Raw genomic sequence first — 19,699 nt, 5'->3', positions numbered from 1 at the left:
ACAAGACCAGACTGGATGGAACGTACACTCCGCCAGTTGCTGAAAAAAAGTTGATTTGCGTTAGGACCCCCGTTTAACCTGCTTTGTTGTGACGCTATCCGTTTTGTCCAGATTGTTGCTTCGCTCAACCTGTTTCACGATAGGGATGCTGGTGGTTTGGATTGGACTGGATACCTCTTTGGGAGGAAGCATCTGGTCGGGCATGCGAATCAGCCAATCGGCCATAACGGTAGAGTACTGCGAGTTTAACCAGGTGAATCGGTTTTTTCATCAGCCTGTGAATACCTACTCGAACCTGGCGTACTTCTTTTTCGGTATCTTCTTAGTAGGCATTGCCGGGGAGGATGCCCGGAATAGAGGGAAACCGGGGCAAAACCAACTGGAGAATTTTCCTATGCTTTCGGCTTTACTGGGGGCCTGTATGGTGTACCTGAGCGTTGGCAGCGCCTTTTTTCATGCGTCTCTGACGTATGCTGGCCAGCGCGTAGATATGAACGGGACCTATGCTGTTCTGCTGTCGCTGGTGGGCATCGCTTTGTATCATGTTTTACCCGGACTTAGATTGACACCGCTGCAAAAAACAGGTTGGGTGCTGTCGGTTGTGGGGTTGGTGGTCGTCTTTTTACAGGTAGCCCTGTGGCTATCCAGCGCCCGGCTGGTACCGGCTTTGCTGTTGCTGTTAAACGGGTTAATGCTACTCAATTATGGCCAATTCCGAAAAGAGCGTTCGCTTGGTGTAGCCCTCCTTAGCCTTGTATTGATTGTGATAGCTATCAGGATTCGGACGCTCGACGTTCAGAAAGTGGACTGTGATCCTCATTCACTGCTCCAGGGTCATGCCGTTTGGCATGGGTTGACCGCCTTAAGCACATTTTGCAGCTACTCCTTCTTCCGCTTCACGGGCCGCATCCTTCGTTGACGTTCTTAGAATTTACCAGAGTCCATCCTCCGTAGATTGGTTTTGACTGTTAATCGTTTACTTTTGATTGGTGAAGCTACCTAAAAGCCTCGCCGGTGAAAAAGTACACGTTCAATGAATAATAGGACAAAAGCCAAGTCAGGGCAGGTGCCAACCCTAACGCCCGATACCCTGGGCGGAGTGGTATTTAAGGTTGCGGGCTGGCAGTCCATGCAGGGGCCTTACTACAATACGTTTCATATCAATCGGATTGAAGATGTGCGTCAGGTTATGAAATTTCCGATGCCCCCGCACCGCAAAACCGTCATTGATTTTATTTTAATCACCCACGGCAGTATGGTTCGGCAGAAGGGATTGACCCGCTACGAAGTGCTGGCGAATACCTTCTTTTTCCTGCCCGCCCACCAGATTAGCTTCGATGAGTGGATGAGTGAGGACATCCGGGGCTACTACTGCCACTTCGATACCAATTTGCTCACCAAACGCTGGCAGAAGCAGGACCTCGAACATGAATTCCCCTTCCTCCAGTTCCTGGGAAATCCTTTGGTTGATGTTGATACTGAAATGCTTACGCAGATACTGCCCTTAGTGAACAGGCTGCACATCGAGTACAAAAAAAACCGGGCCGATTCTGTCGATATATTCAGAATCTACCTGCTTGCGCTGTTTACCGAGTTAAAAAGAGCCACCCAATTCGGCGACAGTACGGCCACCGACCGCAGCGATAACGCTGCGCTGCGCTTTACGCAACTCTATAAGAATGCCCTGAGCCAGTTTATTTACGAGAAACAACAGGTAGCCGATTATGCCGATTTGCTCCATATCTCCCCGAATCATTTGAACAAATGCGTGAAGGCCGCCACCGGTCAATCGGCGCGGGATTTATTGGACGAAATGATTCTGCTGGAGGCCAAAGTGCTGCTGGCCCAGACGGATTTAAGCATTAGCGAAATTGCCTGGCAAATCGGAAAACAGGACCCCAGCAATTTTGGCCGCTTTTTCAGAACCAAAATGGGTATAACACCGAAGGCCTATCGGGAAGTGGATTGATTTTGACTATCCATTGCCTGATTCTGATAAAAAATTGCACTCGTTACGAGGATACTTTTGTATCGTATTAAACTCCTCAACCGAATGCAACTCCGTCTTCTCATTCGACTGTTCCCTATCCAGAAACTCGGCCAGTTACTCGTCCTCGTTACTGCGTGTCTTTTCAGCCCCGGGGTCGCGCAATCCCGTCCGGTTTCCCCTGCCGACATCACGGTGCAGGGGAAAATCAGCGACCGCAAAGGCGAGGCCTTAGTAGGCGTAAACGTTATCATCAAGGGCAGTTTACGCGGTGCTTCCTCCGATGCCGCCGGTCGCTACACGATTAGTGTTCCCAACGGCGATGCGGTATTGGTGTTCAGCTTTGTCGGGTATAAATCCCAGGAAATTACGGTGGGAACCCGCACTACTCTCAATGTTTCGCTTGTCGATGATAATCAGTCGCTGGACGAAGTTGTCGTAACGGGTTTGTTTGACCAGCGGTCGCGAATGGAAGCGTCGGTGGCCATCAGCACCCTGAATACCAAGCAGATAGAGCGGGTAGCGGCTACCAGTGCCGCCGATTTGCTCAAGAACATTCCGGGCGTGTATGTCAATCAGGCGCGGGGCGAAATCTGGAATACGGTGTACTCACGGGGTATTTCGGCGGGCTCGATTGATAACGCATCGGGCTACTACTATGTCTCGATGCAGGAAGATGGACTGCCCGTTACCAACCTGAATTCGGGAGTCGATAACTTTCTTCGGGCGGATGCCACCACGGCGCGGGTTGAGGCTGTGCGGGGTGGTTCAGCCTCGATTCTCGGGGCCAACGCGCCGGGCGGTATTTTTAACTACATCAGCAAAACCGGCGGTAAAACCCTCACGGGCGAGGTGCGGGCCAAATACGGGCTGGAAGGTGACGGCAAGAACCCCTACTACCGCGCCGATGTGAACGTCGGTGGACCCCTGAACAAAGCCAAAGATTTGACTTTCAACGTGGGTGGTTTTTACCGCACATCCAACGGAGCACGCTACCCCGGTTACGCCATGAACAATGGCGGGCAGGTGCGGGCCAATATCCTGAAAACGTACGCGACCGGTTCCCTGAAAGTGTATGCTAAATACCTCAACGACCGCAATGCCGTGTCCGAATTTATCCCGACGCAGGGCTGGGACAACCCCCAGATTCCGGCAGGCTTCTCCACCACCGACTCCTATTACCTGCCCGACGTAACCCTGCAAGTTCCAATCAATGAAAACCAGACAGCCACCTTCCGGTCGAAAGACAAGTTTCACGCCAAAGAGTTTACGGCGGGCCTGAGTTGGGTGCAGGACCTCGGAAAGGGCTTTACGCTCAAAAATGATGGTCGCTATTCGGTTAAGAGTTTGTCGCAGAACGTACCGGCGGTTGTCACGCCTTTTGCCACCGACGTACTGTTGTTCTACGCCATTCCGCACAACCTCGGCAAGTTTGGCACCTATACCTTCAAAGACCGCGTAACAGGCCAACAGTTGGGGACAGTTACGCAGTTACCCAACATCATCAATGGCAACTTCGCGGGCTTTAAGTTCATTCCGGGCGAACAGAACAACTTTCCCGGCTCGAATGTGCAGAAGAACTCGCTGTTTTTCCTGCCACTGTTCTATTCACAGAACGACCGCAGTGAGTTTACTGACCAGTTTTCAATCGCGAAGAAACTCGACAGGATGAGTTTCACCCTCGGTAGTTTCGTAAGCAGTTCGACTATCGACATCGCAGGCATATCGAATGACGTGGGCATCGGCGTGGGTACAATGCAGGACCGGCCGCACCTGACCGACATTACACTGACGGGTTTGGATGGCAAAACCTATCAGGTAACCGACCCCAACGGCTTTATGGATGTCGGCCGGGATGGGCAGGGCGTGGCTAAGGCTACCCAGAATCAGTTCGCTGTGTTCTTTGGTCATGACTGGCAAATCAGCCCCGCGCTGAATTTCGATTGGGGGGTTCGCTACGAAAGCGTGACGGTGAAAGGCTTTAATTCCGTGGGCGTTCCCAATCCAAAACGCAATGACCCAACCTATGGCGGTCGCGACGGCAATCCGCTGACGCTGTACGACAACGGGGGCGGCACCGAAGGCCAGCATCTGGATTACAACCGGAGCATCAATACGGTCTCATTTTCGGGCGGACTAAACTACCGGCTCGACGATAAACAGGCGGTTTATGTGCGCTACTCGAACGGCAATAAATCGCCGGATATAGGCTTTTTTCAGGGCCTGAACACGAATTTCCTCCTAAACAATACCCCCACGGCTGCTCAGAAAGTGGAGCAGCTTGAAGCCGGGTATAAAGTCAGTTCGCAACGGATTAAACTGTTTGTCACCCCTTTTTACAGCATCCTGAGCAACGTACCGAACGCCCAGACCTTCACTAATCCCGACGGTTCCAACTACAATCCGGGTACGCAGTTTGCCAAATACACGACGAAGGGGGTTGAACTCGAAGCCACGTATGCCATCACCCCACAACTCGCCATTCGGGCCGGGGCCACGTTCCAGGGGTCGAAAGCTACGACTTACAAAGCCTACCTCGAAAATGCTGCCGGTCCGCAGGATGATGTGCTGGTTGATTATTCGGGCAACGAAACCGACAACAACGCCCAAACGATTTTTAACCTGAACCCGACCTACAGCGGCAACAAGTTTTTTGCCTCGCTCAATTACAGCTACATGGGTGCCCGGCAGGCGAATGTTCCCAATGCGTTCCGACTGCCCGCCTTCGGCATCGCCGACCTGTCGTTCGGGTACGATTTCACCCGGAAGTTCAGTTTGCAGGCGAACGTCAACAACCTGTTCAACACCTACGGGATTCTGGGCTGGTCGGGGCCGGGTGGCTTTCCGGCGGCCCTGAATCGGCAGGGGTTCACAAAAGATTTCGTTGCCGCTAACCCGAACGCAATCTACGCTACGCAAGGCTCCATGCCCCGTGCGTATTTCCTGACGGCAAACTATAAATTTTAATTGCGGAATGGGGATTGGGGATGTCGGATTTATTGCTGACGCACGCGTCAGCCTACTCTGGCGTCAGCAACAAATCCCCAATCCGACATCCTATATCCGAAATCCTGCTATGCGGTTTTCCATTTTTTTAGTCTTTCTCCTGCTGAGTGGCTTTTCGCTCGTTGCCCAATCGTATAAACCTCCTCATCTGGAGAAAAAGGGGAATACGGTGCAATTGATGGTGAAAGACAAGCCCTTTTTAGCCCTGGGTGGTGAACTCCACAACTCCACGGTTTCTGGTGCGGGGTACATGCGGCCGGTGTGGTCACTGATGAAGCAGAAACACGTCAACACGGTTTTGGCACCGGTGTATTGGGAACTGATTGAGCCAAAAGAAGGAACATTTGATTTCGCTTTGGTGGATAGTATGATTGCCGGGGCCAGAAAACAAAATCTGCATGTGGGTATTCTTTGGTTTGGCGCCTTCAAAACTACCTATTCCACCTACGTACCCACCTGGGTCAAGACCAATACAGAGAAGTATCCACGGGCTAAGAATAAACAGGGCGAATCTCTGCCCCTGCTGTCTGTCTTTTCCGAAGCAAATTTGAAAGCGGATGCCAAAGCGTTCAAAACGCTGATGCAACACATCCGGCAGGTTGATGAGATGTACCAGACGGTGATTATGGCGCAGGTGGAAAACGAGGTGGGTCTGTTTAACAGCCCTCGTGAGTATAGCCCGGAAGCCAGTAAGGCCTACGAGGAAGGGGTTCCGGCTGACCTGATGCGTTATCTGACAGCGAACAGGGGGAAACTGCAACCCGAACTTGATAGTGCCTGGAAATCAACCGGTTATAAGACATCGGGAAGTTGGGAAGAAGTGTTTGGTAAAAGCGTGCTGGATGAGAAGAACCCGAAGGTGCTGTCTTATCTGCCGGAAGAGCTGTTCTCCGCCTACCACTATGCCCGATTTGTGGGACAATTGGCCGCTGCGGGGAAAGAAGCTTATCCGATACCCATGTTTGTCAACGCCTGGCCAAAAGCCATTGGGTTTACGGGCATCGCCGGCAAATATCCCAGTGGGGGACCCGTGCCGCACACGCTGGATATCTGGCGGGCCAATGCCCCGGCAATTGATTTCATTACGCCGAATGTGTATGCGCCCAAACAAGGTGTTTATGCGTTAGTCGAGCAATACCACCGCCCCGGCAATCCGGTATTTATCCCCGAACTGAAGCAAGGCTTAGAAGCGGCCAATCTGGCTTTCTGGATATATGGTCAGCATGATGCCATCTGCGTGGCGCCCTTCGGCATTGATGCCATTCCTGCTGAGCAGGACCCTTTCACCAAAACCTTCGCGGCTTTGTCGCAGGTGCAGACGTTGATTTTGCAACACCAGGGCAAGGGCACGATGGCCGGTGTGTTTGTCGACTCGACGGCCAGCTCACAAACAGTTTCGTTACCGGGCTATAGCGTAAAGGCTGACCTGGTGGTACCCAGAGGATTTGCGGGTGCTGCTTACACAGGAAAAAAACCAACAATGGCCGGGGGACTTGTTTTTGCCCTTGGGCCGGACGAGTTCATCGCCGTTGGGAAGGATTACGAACTAACGTTTACCCCCACAAAGGCAGACCCTAAAAGAGCACAGGTCGATGTTGAGTTTCTGGAAGAAGGAACATTTGTGAACGATAAATGGGTCGTTTCCAGACGATTGAACGGCGATGAAGGCACCGGTGGAGGCAGTATTGGCAGTTTTGCCCTGAAAAACACGAAAGTAGGAACCCTGCGTTTTCCTAAAAATGCCACGGATGAGTATAGCATTGTCAGAATCAAGTTCTATAAATTTTAATTTGGGATTGAGGATGTCGGATTGCGGATTTATTGCTGACGCCCGAGTAGGCTGACGCACGCGTCAGCAATAAATCCGCAATCCGACATCCCAAATCCGACATTCAAATGACAAATCGAACACGCTTCTGTACATGGATTGCTGGAATTCTGCTGGGATTGGTTGGTATCTTACCGCTGAAAGCTCAGACGACGTATCCGTTTCAGAACCCAAATCTGGCCCAGGATAAGCGAATCGACAATCTGGTATCGCTGCTTACGCTGGACGAAAAAATTGGGCTGATTACCGACTTTGCCGTACCCCGGCTGAGCATCAGCTCGCCGGGCAATGCCGAAGCCATCCACCAGGTAAAGCTCTACGACCGACCGGGTCTAACCAAAAAAACCATCCAGACTACGTCCTTCGCGCAGGTGTATGGCATGGGCGAAACCTGGAATCCCGACCTGATTAAACGGGCCGGAGCCGTCATGGGCTACGAAGCCCGGTATCTGAGCCAGAACGAGAACTACAAACGAAACACGCTGGTCCTGTGGGGGCCAGCCTCCGACCTGGCCCGCGACCCGCGCTGGGGCCGCAACGACGAGAGTTTTGGCGAAGACCCCTTTTTAACCGGAACGATGGCGGTGGCGCTCACCAAAGGCATTCAGGGCGACGACCCGCGCTACTGGCAGGCGGCCGCGCTGCTGAAACACGTTTTCGCCAACAGTAACGAAACCACCCGCGCCCGGTCATCTTCCAACTTCGACGTTCGCCTGATGCGCGAGTATTATTCGGTGCCGTTCCGAATGGCTTTTACCGAAGGGGGCGCAGCGTCGTACATGGCGGCCTACAATGCCTGGAATGGGATTCCGATGACGATTCACCCCGTTCTCAAAGAGGTTCTTGCGAAGGAGTGGGGTGCTAACGGCATTGTTTCGTCGGATGCCGGTGCCATGAGTCACCTGATTAATCAGCATAAGTATGTCAAAACGAACCGGGAGGGCTACGCGGCTGCTATCAAGCTGGGCATGAACCAGTTCCTGACGTTCGGCGATTCGATTCCCAGTATCATCAAGGGGGCCATTACCGAGAATAAATTGACGGAGAACGACCTGAATGCGTCCCTGCGTGGGAAAATTAAAACCCTTATCAAACTGGGTGTCTTAGACCCGCCGGGGCAAGTGCCCTACGCCAAAATCGGGCAGTCCGGCGAACCTGAACCCTGGCAGTCCGAGAAGCATAAAGCGGTGGCCCGACAGGTTGCCCGCGAGTCGGTCGTGTTACTAAAAAATGAGCGTGATTTCTTACCCCGGACAAAAACGGCGATTAAGTCAGTAGCGGTCATTGGGCCACGGGCCGCACTGGTGTCGACGGATTTCTACGGTGGCCCCACGCCGTATGCGGTTAGTGTGTTGCAGGGTATTAAAGACAAGCTGGGTGCTTCGGTAACGGTAAACTTTGCGGCTGATAACGAGGGGCAGGCCGCCGTAAACGCAGCCCGGACAGCCGACATGGCCATTGTTGTCATCGGCAACGACCCCATGTGTGGCGTCACGAACATTGGTGAGGCTTTTAATCGCGATGGCAGTACCAAGCCCTGTCCCGAAAACGGAGATGGTCGGGAAGGACGTGACCGCCAATCGCTGGACATACCTTCCGAAGACTTAGTCAAGGAAGTATATGCGGCCAATCCCAACACGATTGTCGTGCTCATCTCCAGCTTTCCTTACTCAATTAACTGGACACAGGCGCATATTCCCGCTATTCTTCATACGACCCATACGGCTCAGGAACAGGGAGCGGCCATCGCCGATGTCATTTTTGGCGACTATAATCCGGCTGGGCGACTGACCCAAACCTGGCCTACATCACTGGACCAACTTCCACCCCTGTCGGAGTATGACATTCGGAAGGGTCGTACCTATTTATACAGCAAAGAGGCTCCGCTATATCCATTTGGCTACGGGCTGAGCTACACCAAATTTGAGTATTCAGACCTTAAACTACCTGCGGAGACCCTTGCCAAAAATGGCGCGGCAACGGTTCAGGTTGCGGTGAAAAATACGGGAAGTCGGGAGGGCGATGAAGTAGTTCAACTCTACGTTCAGTATCCCCAATCTAAGGTGGTGCGCCCCACCAAAGAATTGAAAGGCTTTAGTCGGGTCTCCCTGAAACCGGGCGAAACAAAAATCGTTTCGGTGCCGCTAAAAGCTGAATCATTGGCCTGGTGGAATGAAAAAACTAACGGCTGGGAAGTAGAAGCAGGGCCGGTTACGATTATGGTAGGTGGGTCCTCAACGGATTCACGGCTGCAAAAAACAATGCAGATAAAGTAGGTTAACTCATTATAAGCCAACCACTTAAAAGCTGTCGTCATGAAATACATATTACTATTCCTGCTTGTCTTCGGTCCATCGGCATCTGTGTTTTGTCAGCCAGCGCCTGATGCACTCAAAGCGGGCTTCATGACTCCGCCCAATGCGGCCAAACCCCGCGTCTGGTGGCACTGGATGAACGGCAACGTCACGAAAGAGGGCATTACCAAAGACCTCGAATGGATGAAGCGGGTGGGCATTGGCGGCTTTCAGAACTTCGATGCCAGCCTGTTTACGCCCAACGTAACGCCCAAAAAGCTGGTGTTCATGACGCCCGAATGGAAAGATGCGTTTAAGCACACGACTGATTTGGCCCAAAAACTGCAACTCGAAATGGCCATTGCCGGGTCGCCGGGATGGAGCGTAACGGGTGGGCCGTGGGTTCAGCCGCCCGATGCCATGAAAAAATACGTCTGGACCGAAACGCGTGTGACGGGCGGTCAGGCGTTTTCGGGGAAACTGCCTCAGCCACCAAACACAACGGGCAAATTCCAGAATGTTGCGCTGACAGCGGATACATTCAGCGGACCGACGGGTGCCGTGCCGGGCTATTACGCCGATGCCGCCGTTATTGCCTACCGACTGCCTGCTGCCGAAAAGCCAGTTTTATCGCTGAATCCGAAAATAACCGCGAGTGGCGGCACCTTCAGCTTAGCCGAATTGACCGACGGCGACCTGGCTACTGCCAAAACGTTGCCGCCGATGGAAGTCGGGCAGGATGCGTGGATTCAATACGAGTTCGACAGCCCGCAGACCATCAAGGCGTTTACCATCGTGGGCGCGGCCCCGGCAGGTCAGTTGGCCGAATTCCGGGGAGCACCCGATAACCGGATGCTGAAAGTGAGCAACGACGGCGTAACCTTCCGGGATGTGGTTATTATCCGGGGAAGCACGGTACCCCAAAGCACGATGGGCATTCTGCCCACAACGGCCAGGTATTTCCGGTTTACATTTAAGACCGAGAAGCCCGAAGCCAATGGACTTGCTGCTATGATGGGAGGCAGCGCCGAACCCGGCAAGCCGCAGGGCGTTCCCGTTGCGGAATTAGTGCTGTACAACACCGACCGCGTGGACCTGTTTGAGCAAAAAGCCGGTTTCAGTCCCTGGAAAGAAAGCAAGGGGGATTTGGGATTGGGGACTTCGGATTTGGGATTTAAGGATGCTATTCCGACTGAGGACGTGATTGATTTGACCTCCTTCATGCAGCCTGACGGAAGTATCAACATCGTTGCCAATAAATCCGCAATCATAAATCCCAAATCCGAAATTGCCCTTCCCGACGGTAACTGGGTGGTTATGCGCCTGGGTTATTCGATTACGGGCCGCAAAAACCACCCCGCTTCGCCCGAAGCGACAGGCTTAGAAGTGGATAAGCTCGACAAAGTGGCCGTGAAAAAATACATCGATACGTACTTAGACATGTACAAGGATGCCACGGCTGGCCAATTAGGCGCGAAAGGGCTGGAGTACATGGTGCTGGACTCCTACGAAGCGGGCCACATGACCTGGACGAAAACCATGCCCGACGAATTCCTCAAACGGCGCGGTTATGACCTGAAACCCTGGCTTCCGGTGCTGACGGGCCGTGTTATCAGGAGTGCCGACGCGAGCGAAAAGTTCCTGTGGGATTTCCGTAAGACCATCGGCGAGCTAATCGTTGAGAGCCACTACGAGGTGATTGGCGACGCGCTGCACGCACGGGGTATGAAACGCTATACGGAGTCGCACGAGAACGGCCGGATTTACTTAGCCGATGGCATGGACGTGAAACGCCGGGCCGATGTGCCAATGTCGGCTATGTGGACGCCGGGAAGTCTGGCCGGTGGCGCCGACGAAGAAGTTCGCAGCGAAGCTGACATCCGGGAAGCGGCTTCGGTGGCGCACATCTACGGGCAGAATTTAGTAGCTGCCGAGTCAATGACCTCCATTGGGAATGCGTTTAGCTGGCACCCCGAAAAATTGAAGCGCACCGCCGACCTCGAAATGGCCTCGGGCCTGAACCGGTTTGTGATTCACACGTCCGTTCACCAGCCACTCGATGACAAAAAGCCCGGCTTTTCGCTCGGTCCCTTCGGCCAGTACTTCACCCGGCAGGAAACCTGGGCCGAACCGGCGAAGGCGTGGATGGACTACTTAGGCCGGAGTTGCTATCTGCTGCAACAGGGCAAGCCCGTGGTGGACGTGCTGTATTACTACGGTGAGAACAACAACATCACTTCAGCCTTTGCCGACAAACTGCCCGCCATCTCTGGCTACGCGTTCGACTTTGCCAATGCGACGGTGTTGAAAGAGGCCCTGCGCGTCGAAGAGGGTAAGCTCGTCACGCCGAGTGGTCAGCAATACAGGGTGCTGGTGCTGGATGCCACGGCCCAAACCATGACTCTGGCCGTCCTGAAAAAGCTGGGCGAATTAGTCAAAGCGGGTATGAAAGTGGCCGGAACGAAACCCGAACGCTCGCCCAGCCTGAGCGACAACCCGGCCGAGTTTACCGCTCTGGTCAACCAAATCTGGAGCAACCCGAACGTATCGACAAAGCCAGTAGAGTCCGTATTGAGCGAAATGGGTGTGCAGAAGGACGTAGACATAACGGGTGCTAAGTCGAAAATCCTTTACGTACACCGCCAAACCGCCGACCGCGACGGGGGTGGTGCGGCATTCCGACCGACCGACCTGTATTGGCTCGATAACCGCAGCGACGACACCAACGAGGCTACCATTAGCTTCCGGGTGACGGGCAAAGTTCCCCAATTGTGGAACCCCCAAACGGGCAAAACCGAAACCGTATCGTACCAGATTAAAGACGGTCGTACCATTATACCCCTCAAGTTCGAGTCGTGGGAGGCTTACTTTATCGTGTTTGCCGAGAAAACGACGGTGGCTTCTTATACCAAACCAGCCGTTACGGAATCCACTGTCGCCCGCGTGGAAGGAAACTGGAAGGTATCGTTTCAGGAAGGCCGGGGTGCTCCCGCACAGACCCAGTTCAACCAACTGGCTTCCTGGTCGGAGAACACCGACGCGGGCATCAAATACTTTTCGGGTACTGCCACCTACGAGAATACGGTTAATGTGCCAACGGTCGCCAAAAACAAGCAGTACGTTCTTGATTTAGGGGAGGTTAAGAATATGGCCGAGGTACTTGTCAACGGAAAAAACGTGGGCATCGCCTGGAAGAAACCCTTCCAGGTAGACATCACGGACGCCCTGAAGTCCGGCCAAAACACCGTACAAATCAAGGTTACCAACCTGTGGGTAAACCGGCTCATTGGCGATGCACAGCCAGGCGTTACCAACAAGATTACGTTTACCACCATGCCGTTTTATAAAGCCGATTCGCCCCTGCTGCCATCGGGTTTGCTGGGGCCGGTGCGGGTTTTGTCGAAGTAACTCTGAACGCTTAAAACTATGCCATTACGCCGTTTTTTAGTCATCCTGAGTGTGCTTGTCAGCCCGATTGCCCAGGCCCAGCAGGTTATTCGTTTATACGAGGGCAAAGCTCCCGGCTCCGAGACCTGGACGTGGGAGGAGGCCGAGAACAGCACCAATCAGTTCAAAACGCGGGTTGTTTATAACGTAAGCACCCCGACGCTCACGGCCTATCTGCCCAGCGCTGACCTGGCGACGGGTACGGCAGTGGTTATTGTGCCGGGTGGTGCGTTTCATACCCTCTCAATTGATTCCGAAGGCATCGACGTAGCGAAGTGGCTGGCCGCCAAAGGCGTCGCGGCTTTCGTGCTCAAATATCGTGTGGTGCATAGCCTGACCAATGACCCCGTTGCCGAATTAACAGCTAAAATGGCTGATTTCAAAAAGCTGGACGAGGAAAACGCGCCCGTTGTTCCCTTAGCCATTGCCGATGGCAGGCGGGCAATGGAGTATGTGCGACAACATGCCAAAGAATATAACATCCAACCCAACCGAATCGGGCTGATGGGCTTCTCGGCGGGCGGTACCGTTACGATGGGCGTGGGTTTTGCGTATTCGTCCGGCAGTCGTCCTGATTTTCTGGCTCCGATTTATCCGTACCTCGGCACGGGCGCAATTGCCAAACAGGTAGTCCCGGCCGACGCCCCCCCGCTGTTTGTCTGTGCCGCCACCGACGACCAGTTGGGCTTAGCTCCCCACAGCACGAAACTCTATAGTGACTGGATAGCGGCTGGCAAATCGGCCGAGCTGCACATGTACCTGAAAGGCGGGCACGGATTCGGAATGCGTAAACAGAACCTGCCTACCGATACGTGGATTGACCGATTCGGCGATTGGCTGAAACTGAACGGGTATCTAACCAAATCGAAGCCTTAAAAAAACGAACCGTTCCCAATTATTTCGATAAACCATTAACACGTTATTCTTAAAATCAAATGGCGAAGAACCCGCATTACCTTTCTCAACTTGCCCACCTCGAGCTTTATTCGCCCGATGTGGAAAAATCCGTCTACTTTCTCCGCGACATCGTTGGTCTGGATGAAACCGGGCGCGACGACAATTCAGTGTATTTCAGAGCCTGGGGCGATTATTTCCACCATACCCTCAAAATTACTTATCGCGAAACGGCTGGCTTAGGCCATTTGGGATGGCGGGCCGACAGCCCCGAAGCACTGGAAGAATGCGTGGCCTATCTCGAACAGACCGGTGCCGGGCTGGGCTGGGTCGATGGAGATTTAGGGCATGGCAGGGCCTACCGCTTCCAATCACCTGATGGTCATATGCACGAGGTGTTCTGGGATGTCGTCTGGCTGCGCGAAACGGGTGAGAAGGGCAGTATCTACGCCGACCGCTACGCCAGCAACCGACGCATCGGCGTAAACCCCCGCCGATTTGACCATGTCACCTACATGGTGGCTAAATTCCAGTATGGCAAAGAAAAGGCATTCTGGCAGGGAATGGGCCTGAAAAATCCCGATGAGGTACGCATGAGCGACGAAATTCCACCCATTGGTGGCCTTTGGACCATCGGCAACCTCTCACATGACGTTGCGGTGTTTACGGACCCCAACATTGGGCCGGGCGAGGGCGTGTTCAACCACCTGGCTTTCAATTTCGACAGCCGCGAAGAGGTATTGCTTGCCCTCGATTATTTCACCGAAAAAGGGTTTAAAAGTGTAATGGGAGCGCCCACGCGCCACAAAGCCGACGAGGGGTTCTTTATCTACATCATCGACCCCGGCAGCGGCATCCTGTTCGAGTTTTATGCGGCTGCCCGCCTGATTTTCGCACCAGACCACGGCCCGGATTTGCATTACCTGAAAGACAACCCGAACGATGCCTGGGGTACAGCCAACCCCTTCGCCGAAATGGGCAAAGGCAAGAAACTCGGCCTCACCGATGGCGTCGTGAAACCGGTGGATATCTGATTTCGGATTGGGGATATGGGATTTCGGATTTCGTGCTAACGGTGGCAATTTTACAAATCCGAAATCATAAATCCCCAATCCGAAATCAGATATCCGAAATGACTAAAAAAGACTTACAGGACCGGCTCAAGTTATTTGCCATTGATATTGTCCGGTTTGCCGAAAGCCTTCCCGAATCGCTCGGGTTTAGAACCGTAAGAAATCAGATTGTTCGAAGTGGCCCGTCGGCGGCTGCCAATTATCGGGCTGCCTGCCGGGGAAAATCGACCGCCGATTTTAAACACAAGCTGGAAATTGTCGAAGAAGAACTGGATGAAACCCTGTTTTGGCTGGAATTTACCGTTGGACTTGATGAAACGAAGCGCAGTATAGTTAGCCCATTCTGGAAAGAAGGTAATGAACTGCTATCCATCATTGTCGCATCCATTAATGCAATAAAAAGAAAACTCAAATGATTTCGGATTTGCTGACATATCAGTAGCCGCCGGAAGAATAAATCCGAAATCATAAATCCCCAATCCAAAATCCCATGTGGCATTATTTTCCTGGGCAGTATATGCCCTCCTATCAAGTTAACCGCGCACTGACGCAGGCCCATTACGGCGGGGGCGAATTTGCTGAATGTCTCGAAGTTGCGGGTCAGATTACCCCCGGCGATAACGAAAGTTTTCACCACGCCTGGGTTAACATGGGCAACAAGGTCTTCGACATTGGCGAAACCGCTCTGGCGAGCCAGAATTTCGTCACGGCCCGACGGTCGTTTTTGCGGGCGTTCAACTACCTCCGCACGGCTGAGTTCTTTCTGAAACCGCACGATGCCCGTAAAATGCCCACCTACCTGAAATCGCGGGAGGCATTTTTGAAGGCTATTGCTCATTTCGAGCACAAGCCCCTACAGGTCGAAGTACCGTTTGAAGGGTCGTTTTTGCCGGGCTACCTGTTTGCTCCGGCGAAAGATATTTCGGATATGGGATATGGGATTTCGGATGTACCTCCGGCGGCAGCAAATCCGACATCCGACATCCGACATCCGACATCCCAAAACCCTCCCCTGATGATTATGTTCGGTGGGTTAGACAGTCTAGCCGAAGAACTGTATTTCGGTATCTCGCAACACCTCAACGAGCGCGGCATTGCGCTGCTGGCGATGGATGGCCCCGGACAAGGGTATGCCCTGCGAGTCAATCATATTTTAACGCGCTACGATTATAACGTGGCCGGTACTGCCGTGCTGGACTGGGCTATCGAGAACCTGAAAGACTATGTAGATACCAGTCGAATCGGCATTGGTGCTGTGTCGATGGGCGGCTACATGGCGGCCCGCTGTGCGGCCTTTGAGCCTCGTTTTAAAGTATGTATGGTGTTCGGCGCGGTGTGGAGTTACTACGACATCTGGAAAAACCGGCCCGACACTCACCCATTGGCCGAAATCGTGCAACATATTGTGGGAACCGATAACATGGCCGATGCCCGCGAACGACTGAAAAAATTCACCCTGGACGACGTAGCCGAAAAAATTTCGATGCCGACCTACATTCTGCACGGCGAAGACGACCGGCAGAATTTTGTCGAAAACGCGTACAAACTGGATGCTGCCCTGACAGTCGAACACGTGCTGGAGGTTGTGCCAAAAGAAGAAAGTGGCTCGGCCCACTGTCAGATTGACGACTTCACCAAGACGTTTAACATGTATGACTGGATAGCGAAAAAACTAAACGCTCAACCACCAATATAGCCATGATACAGCAAATCAAAAAAGGAATTACCTATGCTGAATCGGGGGAGGCAGATGCCCAGGTGCGGGCTACCGTCGAGCAGATGCTGGCCGACGTTCGCGCCGGGGGCGATGCGGCTGTTCGTACCCTATCGGAACGGCTTGATAACTGGTCACCTGCCAGCTTCCGGTTGGCGAAAGATGAAATAGAGGCCATCATTGCCAGTTTGCCGCAACAGGTAATTGACGACATCACCTTCGCCCAAACCCAAATCCGCAACTTCGCCCAAATTCAGCGCGAAGCTATCCGCGATGTGGAAGTCGAAACGTTGCCTGGCGTATTTCTGGGGCATAAAAACATTCCGGTTAACAGCGTCGGCTGTTATGTGCCGGGTGGCCGCTACCCGATGGTGGCCTCCGCTCACATGAGTGTGCTGACGGCCAAAGTCGCAGGCGTGAAGCGGGTAATTGCCTGTACGCCACCCATCAAAGGCGAGATTCCGGCAGCAACGGTAGCGGCAATGGCAATGGCGGGTGCTGACGAGATTTATCTGCTGGGGGGCGTTCAGGCAGTCGCGATGATGGCCCTCGGCACCGAAACCGTGCAGTCGGTCGATATGCTGGTGGGGCCGGGCAATGCCTACGTAGCTGAAGCCAAACGACAGCTTTACGGCAAAGTAGGCATCGACCTGTTTGCCGGTCCAACCGAAACCTTAGTCATCGCCGATGATACCTGCGACGTCAGAACCTGCGCGACGGATTTGCTCGGACAGGCCGAGCACGGTCCTACTTCACCGGCTATTCTCCTGACCAGCAGTCCAGAAATTGCCAATGGAATTCAGGCCGAGATTGACCGTCAACTTCAGACCCTGCCCACCGCCGACGTAGCGAGTGTAGCCTGGCGCGATTACGGACAGGTCATTCTGGTCGATACGGTGGATGAACTGATTGCCGAAGCCGACCGCATTGCCTCCGAACACGTACAGGTCATGACCGAAAACCCCCGCCTGTTTCTGGACCGAATGACCAACTATGGCGGCCTGTTTCTGGGCGATAAAACGAACGTAGCGTTTGGCGATAAGGTGATTGGCACCAACCATACGCTGCCCACCAAAGAAGCGGCCCGCTACACCGGCGGCTTGTGGGTGGGTAAGTTCCTGAAAACCTGCACGTATCAGGAAATCAGAACCCCCGAAGCCAGTGCGCTGATTGGCGAATACTGCTCGCGGCTGTGCGCCATCGAAAACTTCTGGGGCCATAAAGCCCAGGCCGATTTACGGGTAGAACGATACGGCCAGCCTAAGCTGGTAGAACATGAACCAGCTACCTGACCCGCTGACCGGCAAAGTCGCCATCGTTACAGGTGGTGCGGGCGGCATCGGCTCGGCCATCAGCCGGACGCTGGCGCAGGCCGGGGCAACCGTCGTCATGACCTACAACAGCGATTCGGTGAAAGCCAATGCGCTGCTGGAAACGCTTCCCGGCGATGGCCACGCGGTCGTTCAGGCATCGGTAACGGAGACTGAATCGCTGGGCAGGCTGGCCCATTTTGTGGCCGAACGCTACGGGCGGTTAGACCTATTGGTGAACAACGCGGGCATCACGACGCCCGTACCGCACGATGATTTGGACGGCCTGACCGATGCGTGGATTGACCGGATTTTCCAGACCAACTGGCGCGGCAGTTTCGCCATGATTCGGGCCTGTAAAGCCCTGTTGCTGGCGAGTGGTGACGGGTTGGTCGTAAACATCTCGTCGGTGGCGGCACAAACGGGTATCGGCAGCAATGTGGCCTACTGTGCCTCCAAAGCCGCCATCGACAGCCTGACGCGCTCATTGGCGCGGGCACTGGCCCCGCAGATTCGGGTCGTTTCGGTGTCGCCGGGCTGGGTCATGGGTGAGTACGCGAATCGCGTTGACCCCGCTTATTTGCAGGCGCAGGTCGACGCAACGCCAATGGGGCGATTAGCTACGGGCGATGATGTCGCCAACGCAATATTGGCCTTAGCCACGACGCTGACCTTCACCACGGGCAGCATTATTCCGGTCGACGGGGGAAGGCCGTTGCGATGAACTATTGAAAACGTTGGCACCGCAACGGCGGACCGTGCGGATGACACGAATGCTGACACAGCGCGGATTTTCGCTGATTTAAAAATCCGTTTTTATCCGCGTTGCCGCAGGCATCCGTGTCATCTGCGTGCCATTTGGTATTAATAAATTTAATATGAAACTCGTAACCTTTCAAACCGACAATACCCCGGCTCGCGCGGGCTGGCTAACGCAGAACGGCGTAGTGGATATGCACGCGCTGAGCAAGGGCGTTTTACCCGCCGACATGCTCAGTTTCATCGACGACCACGAACGGTATGTCGAACTCATTCAGGCCAATAACTGGCTGAATGCTGAACCGACCTATGCGATGGATGCCGTAACGCTTTTGGCTCCTCTGCCCAATCCGCGTAGTTTTCGGGATTACATCGGCTTTGAGCAACACCTCAAAAATGCGTCGTCGAAGTTCGGTCATCAGATTGCCCCGGAGTGGTACGAGATGCCGATTTTTTACTTCACCAACCATCAGGCTATCTACGGTCCGAATCAGGATATTCCCCGTCCGATGGGCGAAACCCGGCTCGATTATGAGCTGGAAATGGGTTGTGTTATTGGCAAACCCGGCAAAAACATCCGGGCTGACCAGGCCGACGCCCACATTTTTGGCTACACGATTTTCAATGATTTTACGGCAAGGGCCATTCAGGCACGCGAGATGAAGTGCAACCTCGGTCCGGCCAAAGGCAAAGACTTTGCTAACGCCATCGGGCCGTATATCGTCACGAAAGACGAACTGGAGCCGTACCGGGATGAGACGGGCCGGTTCAATCTTCGCATGACCTCGCGCATCAACGGCCAAACGATTTGCGATGGCAACTACAACACCGTCCATTACACATTCGGGCAAATGATTGAGCGGGCATCCGAAAACCACGTAACGCTGTATCCCGGCGATATGCTGGGGTCCGGTACCGTGGGTTGGGGAAGCCTGATTGAAACCAATTTTGAGGCTCATCGTGCGCTCGAACCCGGCGACGTAATCGAGTTGGAAATTGATGGACTTGGCATCCTGAAAAACCAGATTGTATGATTATCGAACACGCCCTCATCACGATTCAACCGGGTCGGCAGGCCGAGTTTGAACAGCAGTTCCCCAACGCCAAAGCCGTTATCAGTCAGGCTAATGGGTTCGTTGACCTGCACCTGCACCGGGGCATCGAAACGCCGGACACGTACCTCTTGCTGATTCGCTGGCAGACATTGGAAGACCATACCGTCGGCTTCCGGCAGTCGGCTCTATTTGGGGAATGGCGGGCCATCATCGGGCCGTTTTTTGCCAGCCCGCCCGTTGTTGACCATTTCGAGTTTATTGAAGGATTATGACACAGAGATACACAGAGTTTAAAAGAGATTCACGGAGAAAAAATAGCTCTGTGCATCTCC

At 53.7% G+C, this 19,699-nt stretch carries 14 protein-coding genes; all 14 read left to right on the top strand.

Going from position 1 to position 19,699, the window contains the following annotated elements:
- The first annotated feature begins 88 nt into the window (after positions 1 to 88).
- The 14 genes from ACYVI1_RS31920 to ACYVI1_RS31855 all read left to right on the top strand — a co-directional run bounded on the left by ACYVI1_RS31920 (position 89) and on the right by ACYVI1_RS31855 (position 19,639).
- On the top strand, positions 89 to 919 hold the full coding sequence (locus tag ACYVI1_RS31920) for a ceramidase domain-containing protein (protein WP_460915810.1): 831 nt from the start codon (positions 89 to 91) through the stop codon (positions 917 to 919).
- Between the two features lie 114 nt (positions 920 to 1,033).
- Positions 1,034 to 1,969 carry a helix-turn-helix domain-containing protein gene (locus ACYVI1_RS31915; protein ID WP_460915808.1) on the top strand — a complete coding sequence of 312 codons (936 nt, stop codon included), beginning with the start codon at positions 1,034 to 1,036 and terminating at the stop codon, positions 1,967 to 1,969.
- A gap of 84 nt (positions 1,970 to 2,053) precedes the next feature.
- Complete coding sequence (locus ACYVI1_RS31910; protein WP_460915807.1) at positions 2,054 to 4,954, top strand: TonB-dependent receptor; 2,901 nt, start codon at positions 2,054 to 2,056, stop codon at positions 4,952 to 4,954.
- Positions 4,955 to 5,063: 109 nt separating this feature from the next.
- Positions 5,064 to 6,782, top strand: a complete 1,719-nt coding sequence (locus tag ACYVI1_RS31905; protein ID WP_460915806.1) for a GH35 family beta-galactosidase — start codon at positions 5,064 to 5,066, stop codon at positions 6,780 to 6,782.
- 107 nt (positions 6,783 to 6,889) lie between these two features.
- Entirely contained in the window at positions 6,890 to 9,097 is a 2,208-nt protein-coding gene (locus ACYVI1_RS31900) for a glycoside hydrolase family 3 C-terminal domain-containing protein (RefSeq protein WP_460915805.1), read from the top strand.
- 39 nt (positions 9,098 to 9,136) lie between these two features.
- Positions 9,137 to 12,523: a glycosyl hydrolase gene (locus ACYVI1_RS31895; RefSeq protein WP_460915803.1), complete on the top strand. Its 3,387-nt coding sequence runs from the start codon at positions 9,137 to 9,139 to the stop codon at positions 12,521 to 12,523.
- Between the two features lie 18 nt (positions 12,524 to 12,541).
- Positions 12,542 to 13,438, top strand: a complete 897-nt coding sequence (locus ACYVI1_RS31890; protein ID WP_460915801.1) for an alpha/beta hydrolase — start codon at positions 12,542 to 12,544, stop codon at positions 13,436 to 13,438.
- Between the two features lie 59 nt (positions 13,439 to 13,497).
- A complete protein-coding gene (locus ACYVI1_RS31885; protein WP_460915798.1) occupies positions 13,498 to 14,490 on the top strand; it encodes a VOC family protein in 993 nt (330 codons plus the stop codon).
- 98 nt (positions 14,491 to 14,588) lie between these two features.
- Positions 14,589 to 14,945: a four helix bundle protein gene (locus ACYVI1_RS31880; RefSeq protein WP_460915796.1), complete on the top strand. Its 357-nt coding sequence runs from the start codon at positions 14,589 to 14,591 to the stop codon at positions 14,943 to 14,945.
- A gap of 101 nt (positions 14,946 to 15,046) precedes the next feature.
- Entirely contained in the window at positions 15,047 to 16,225 is a 1,179-nt protein-coding gene (locus ACYVI1_RS31875; protein ID WP_460915795.1) for an alpha/beta hydrolase family protein, read from the top strand.
- Positions 16,226 to 16,227: 2 nt separating this feature from the next.
- The gene (hisD, locus tag ACYVI1_RS31870; RefSeq protein ID WP_460915794.1) at positions 16,228 to 17,535 is read left to right on the top strand and encodes a histidinol dehydrogenase; all 1,308 of its coding nucleotides are present in this window, start codon (positions 16,228 to 16,230) and stop codon (positions 17,533 to 17,535) included.
- Positions 17,519 to 18,277 carry an SDR family NAD(P)-dependent oxidoreductase gene (locus ACYVI1_RS31865; RefSeq protein ID WP_460915792.1) on the top strand — a complete coding sequence of 253 codons (759 nt, stop codon included), beginning with the start codon at positions 17,519 to 17,521 and terminating at the stop codon, positions 18,275 to 18,277. Before hisD ends, ACYVI1_RS31865 begins: the two co-directional genes overlap by 17 nt.
- Positions 18,278 to 18,431: 154 nt before the next feature.
- The gene (locus ACYVI1_RS31860) at positions 18,432 to 19,346 is read left to right on the top strand and encodes a fumarylacetoacetate hydrolase family protein (protein ID WP_460915791.1); all 915 of its coding nucleotides are present in this window, start codon (positions 18,432 to 18,434) and stop codon (positions 19,344 to 19,346) included.
- The gene (locus ACYVI1_RS31855; RefSeq protein ID WP_460915789.1) at positions 19,343 to 19,639 is read left to right on the top strand and encodes an antibiotic biosynthesis monooxygenase family protein; all 297 of its coding nucleotides are present in this window, start codon (positions 19,343 to 19,345) and stop codon (positions 19,637 to 19,639) included. The genes ACYVI1_RS31860 and ACYVI1_RS31855 overlap by 4 nt, the downstream gene beginning before the upstream one ends.
- Positions 19,640 to 19,699 lie beyond the last annotated feature (60 nt).

This window comes from Spirosoma areae, from assembly GCF_054781775.1.
Note: the sequence above shows the minus strand (reverse complement) of the source record. Positions and strands in the feature narration are given on the sequence as shown.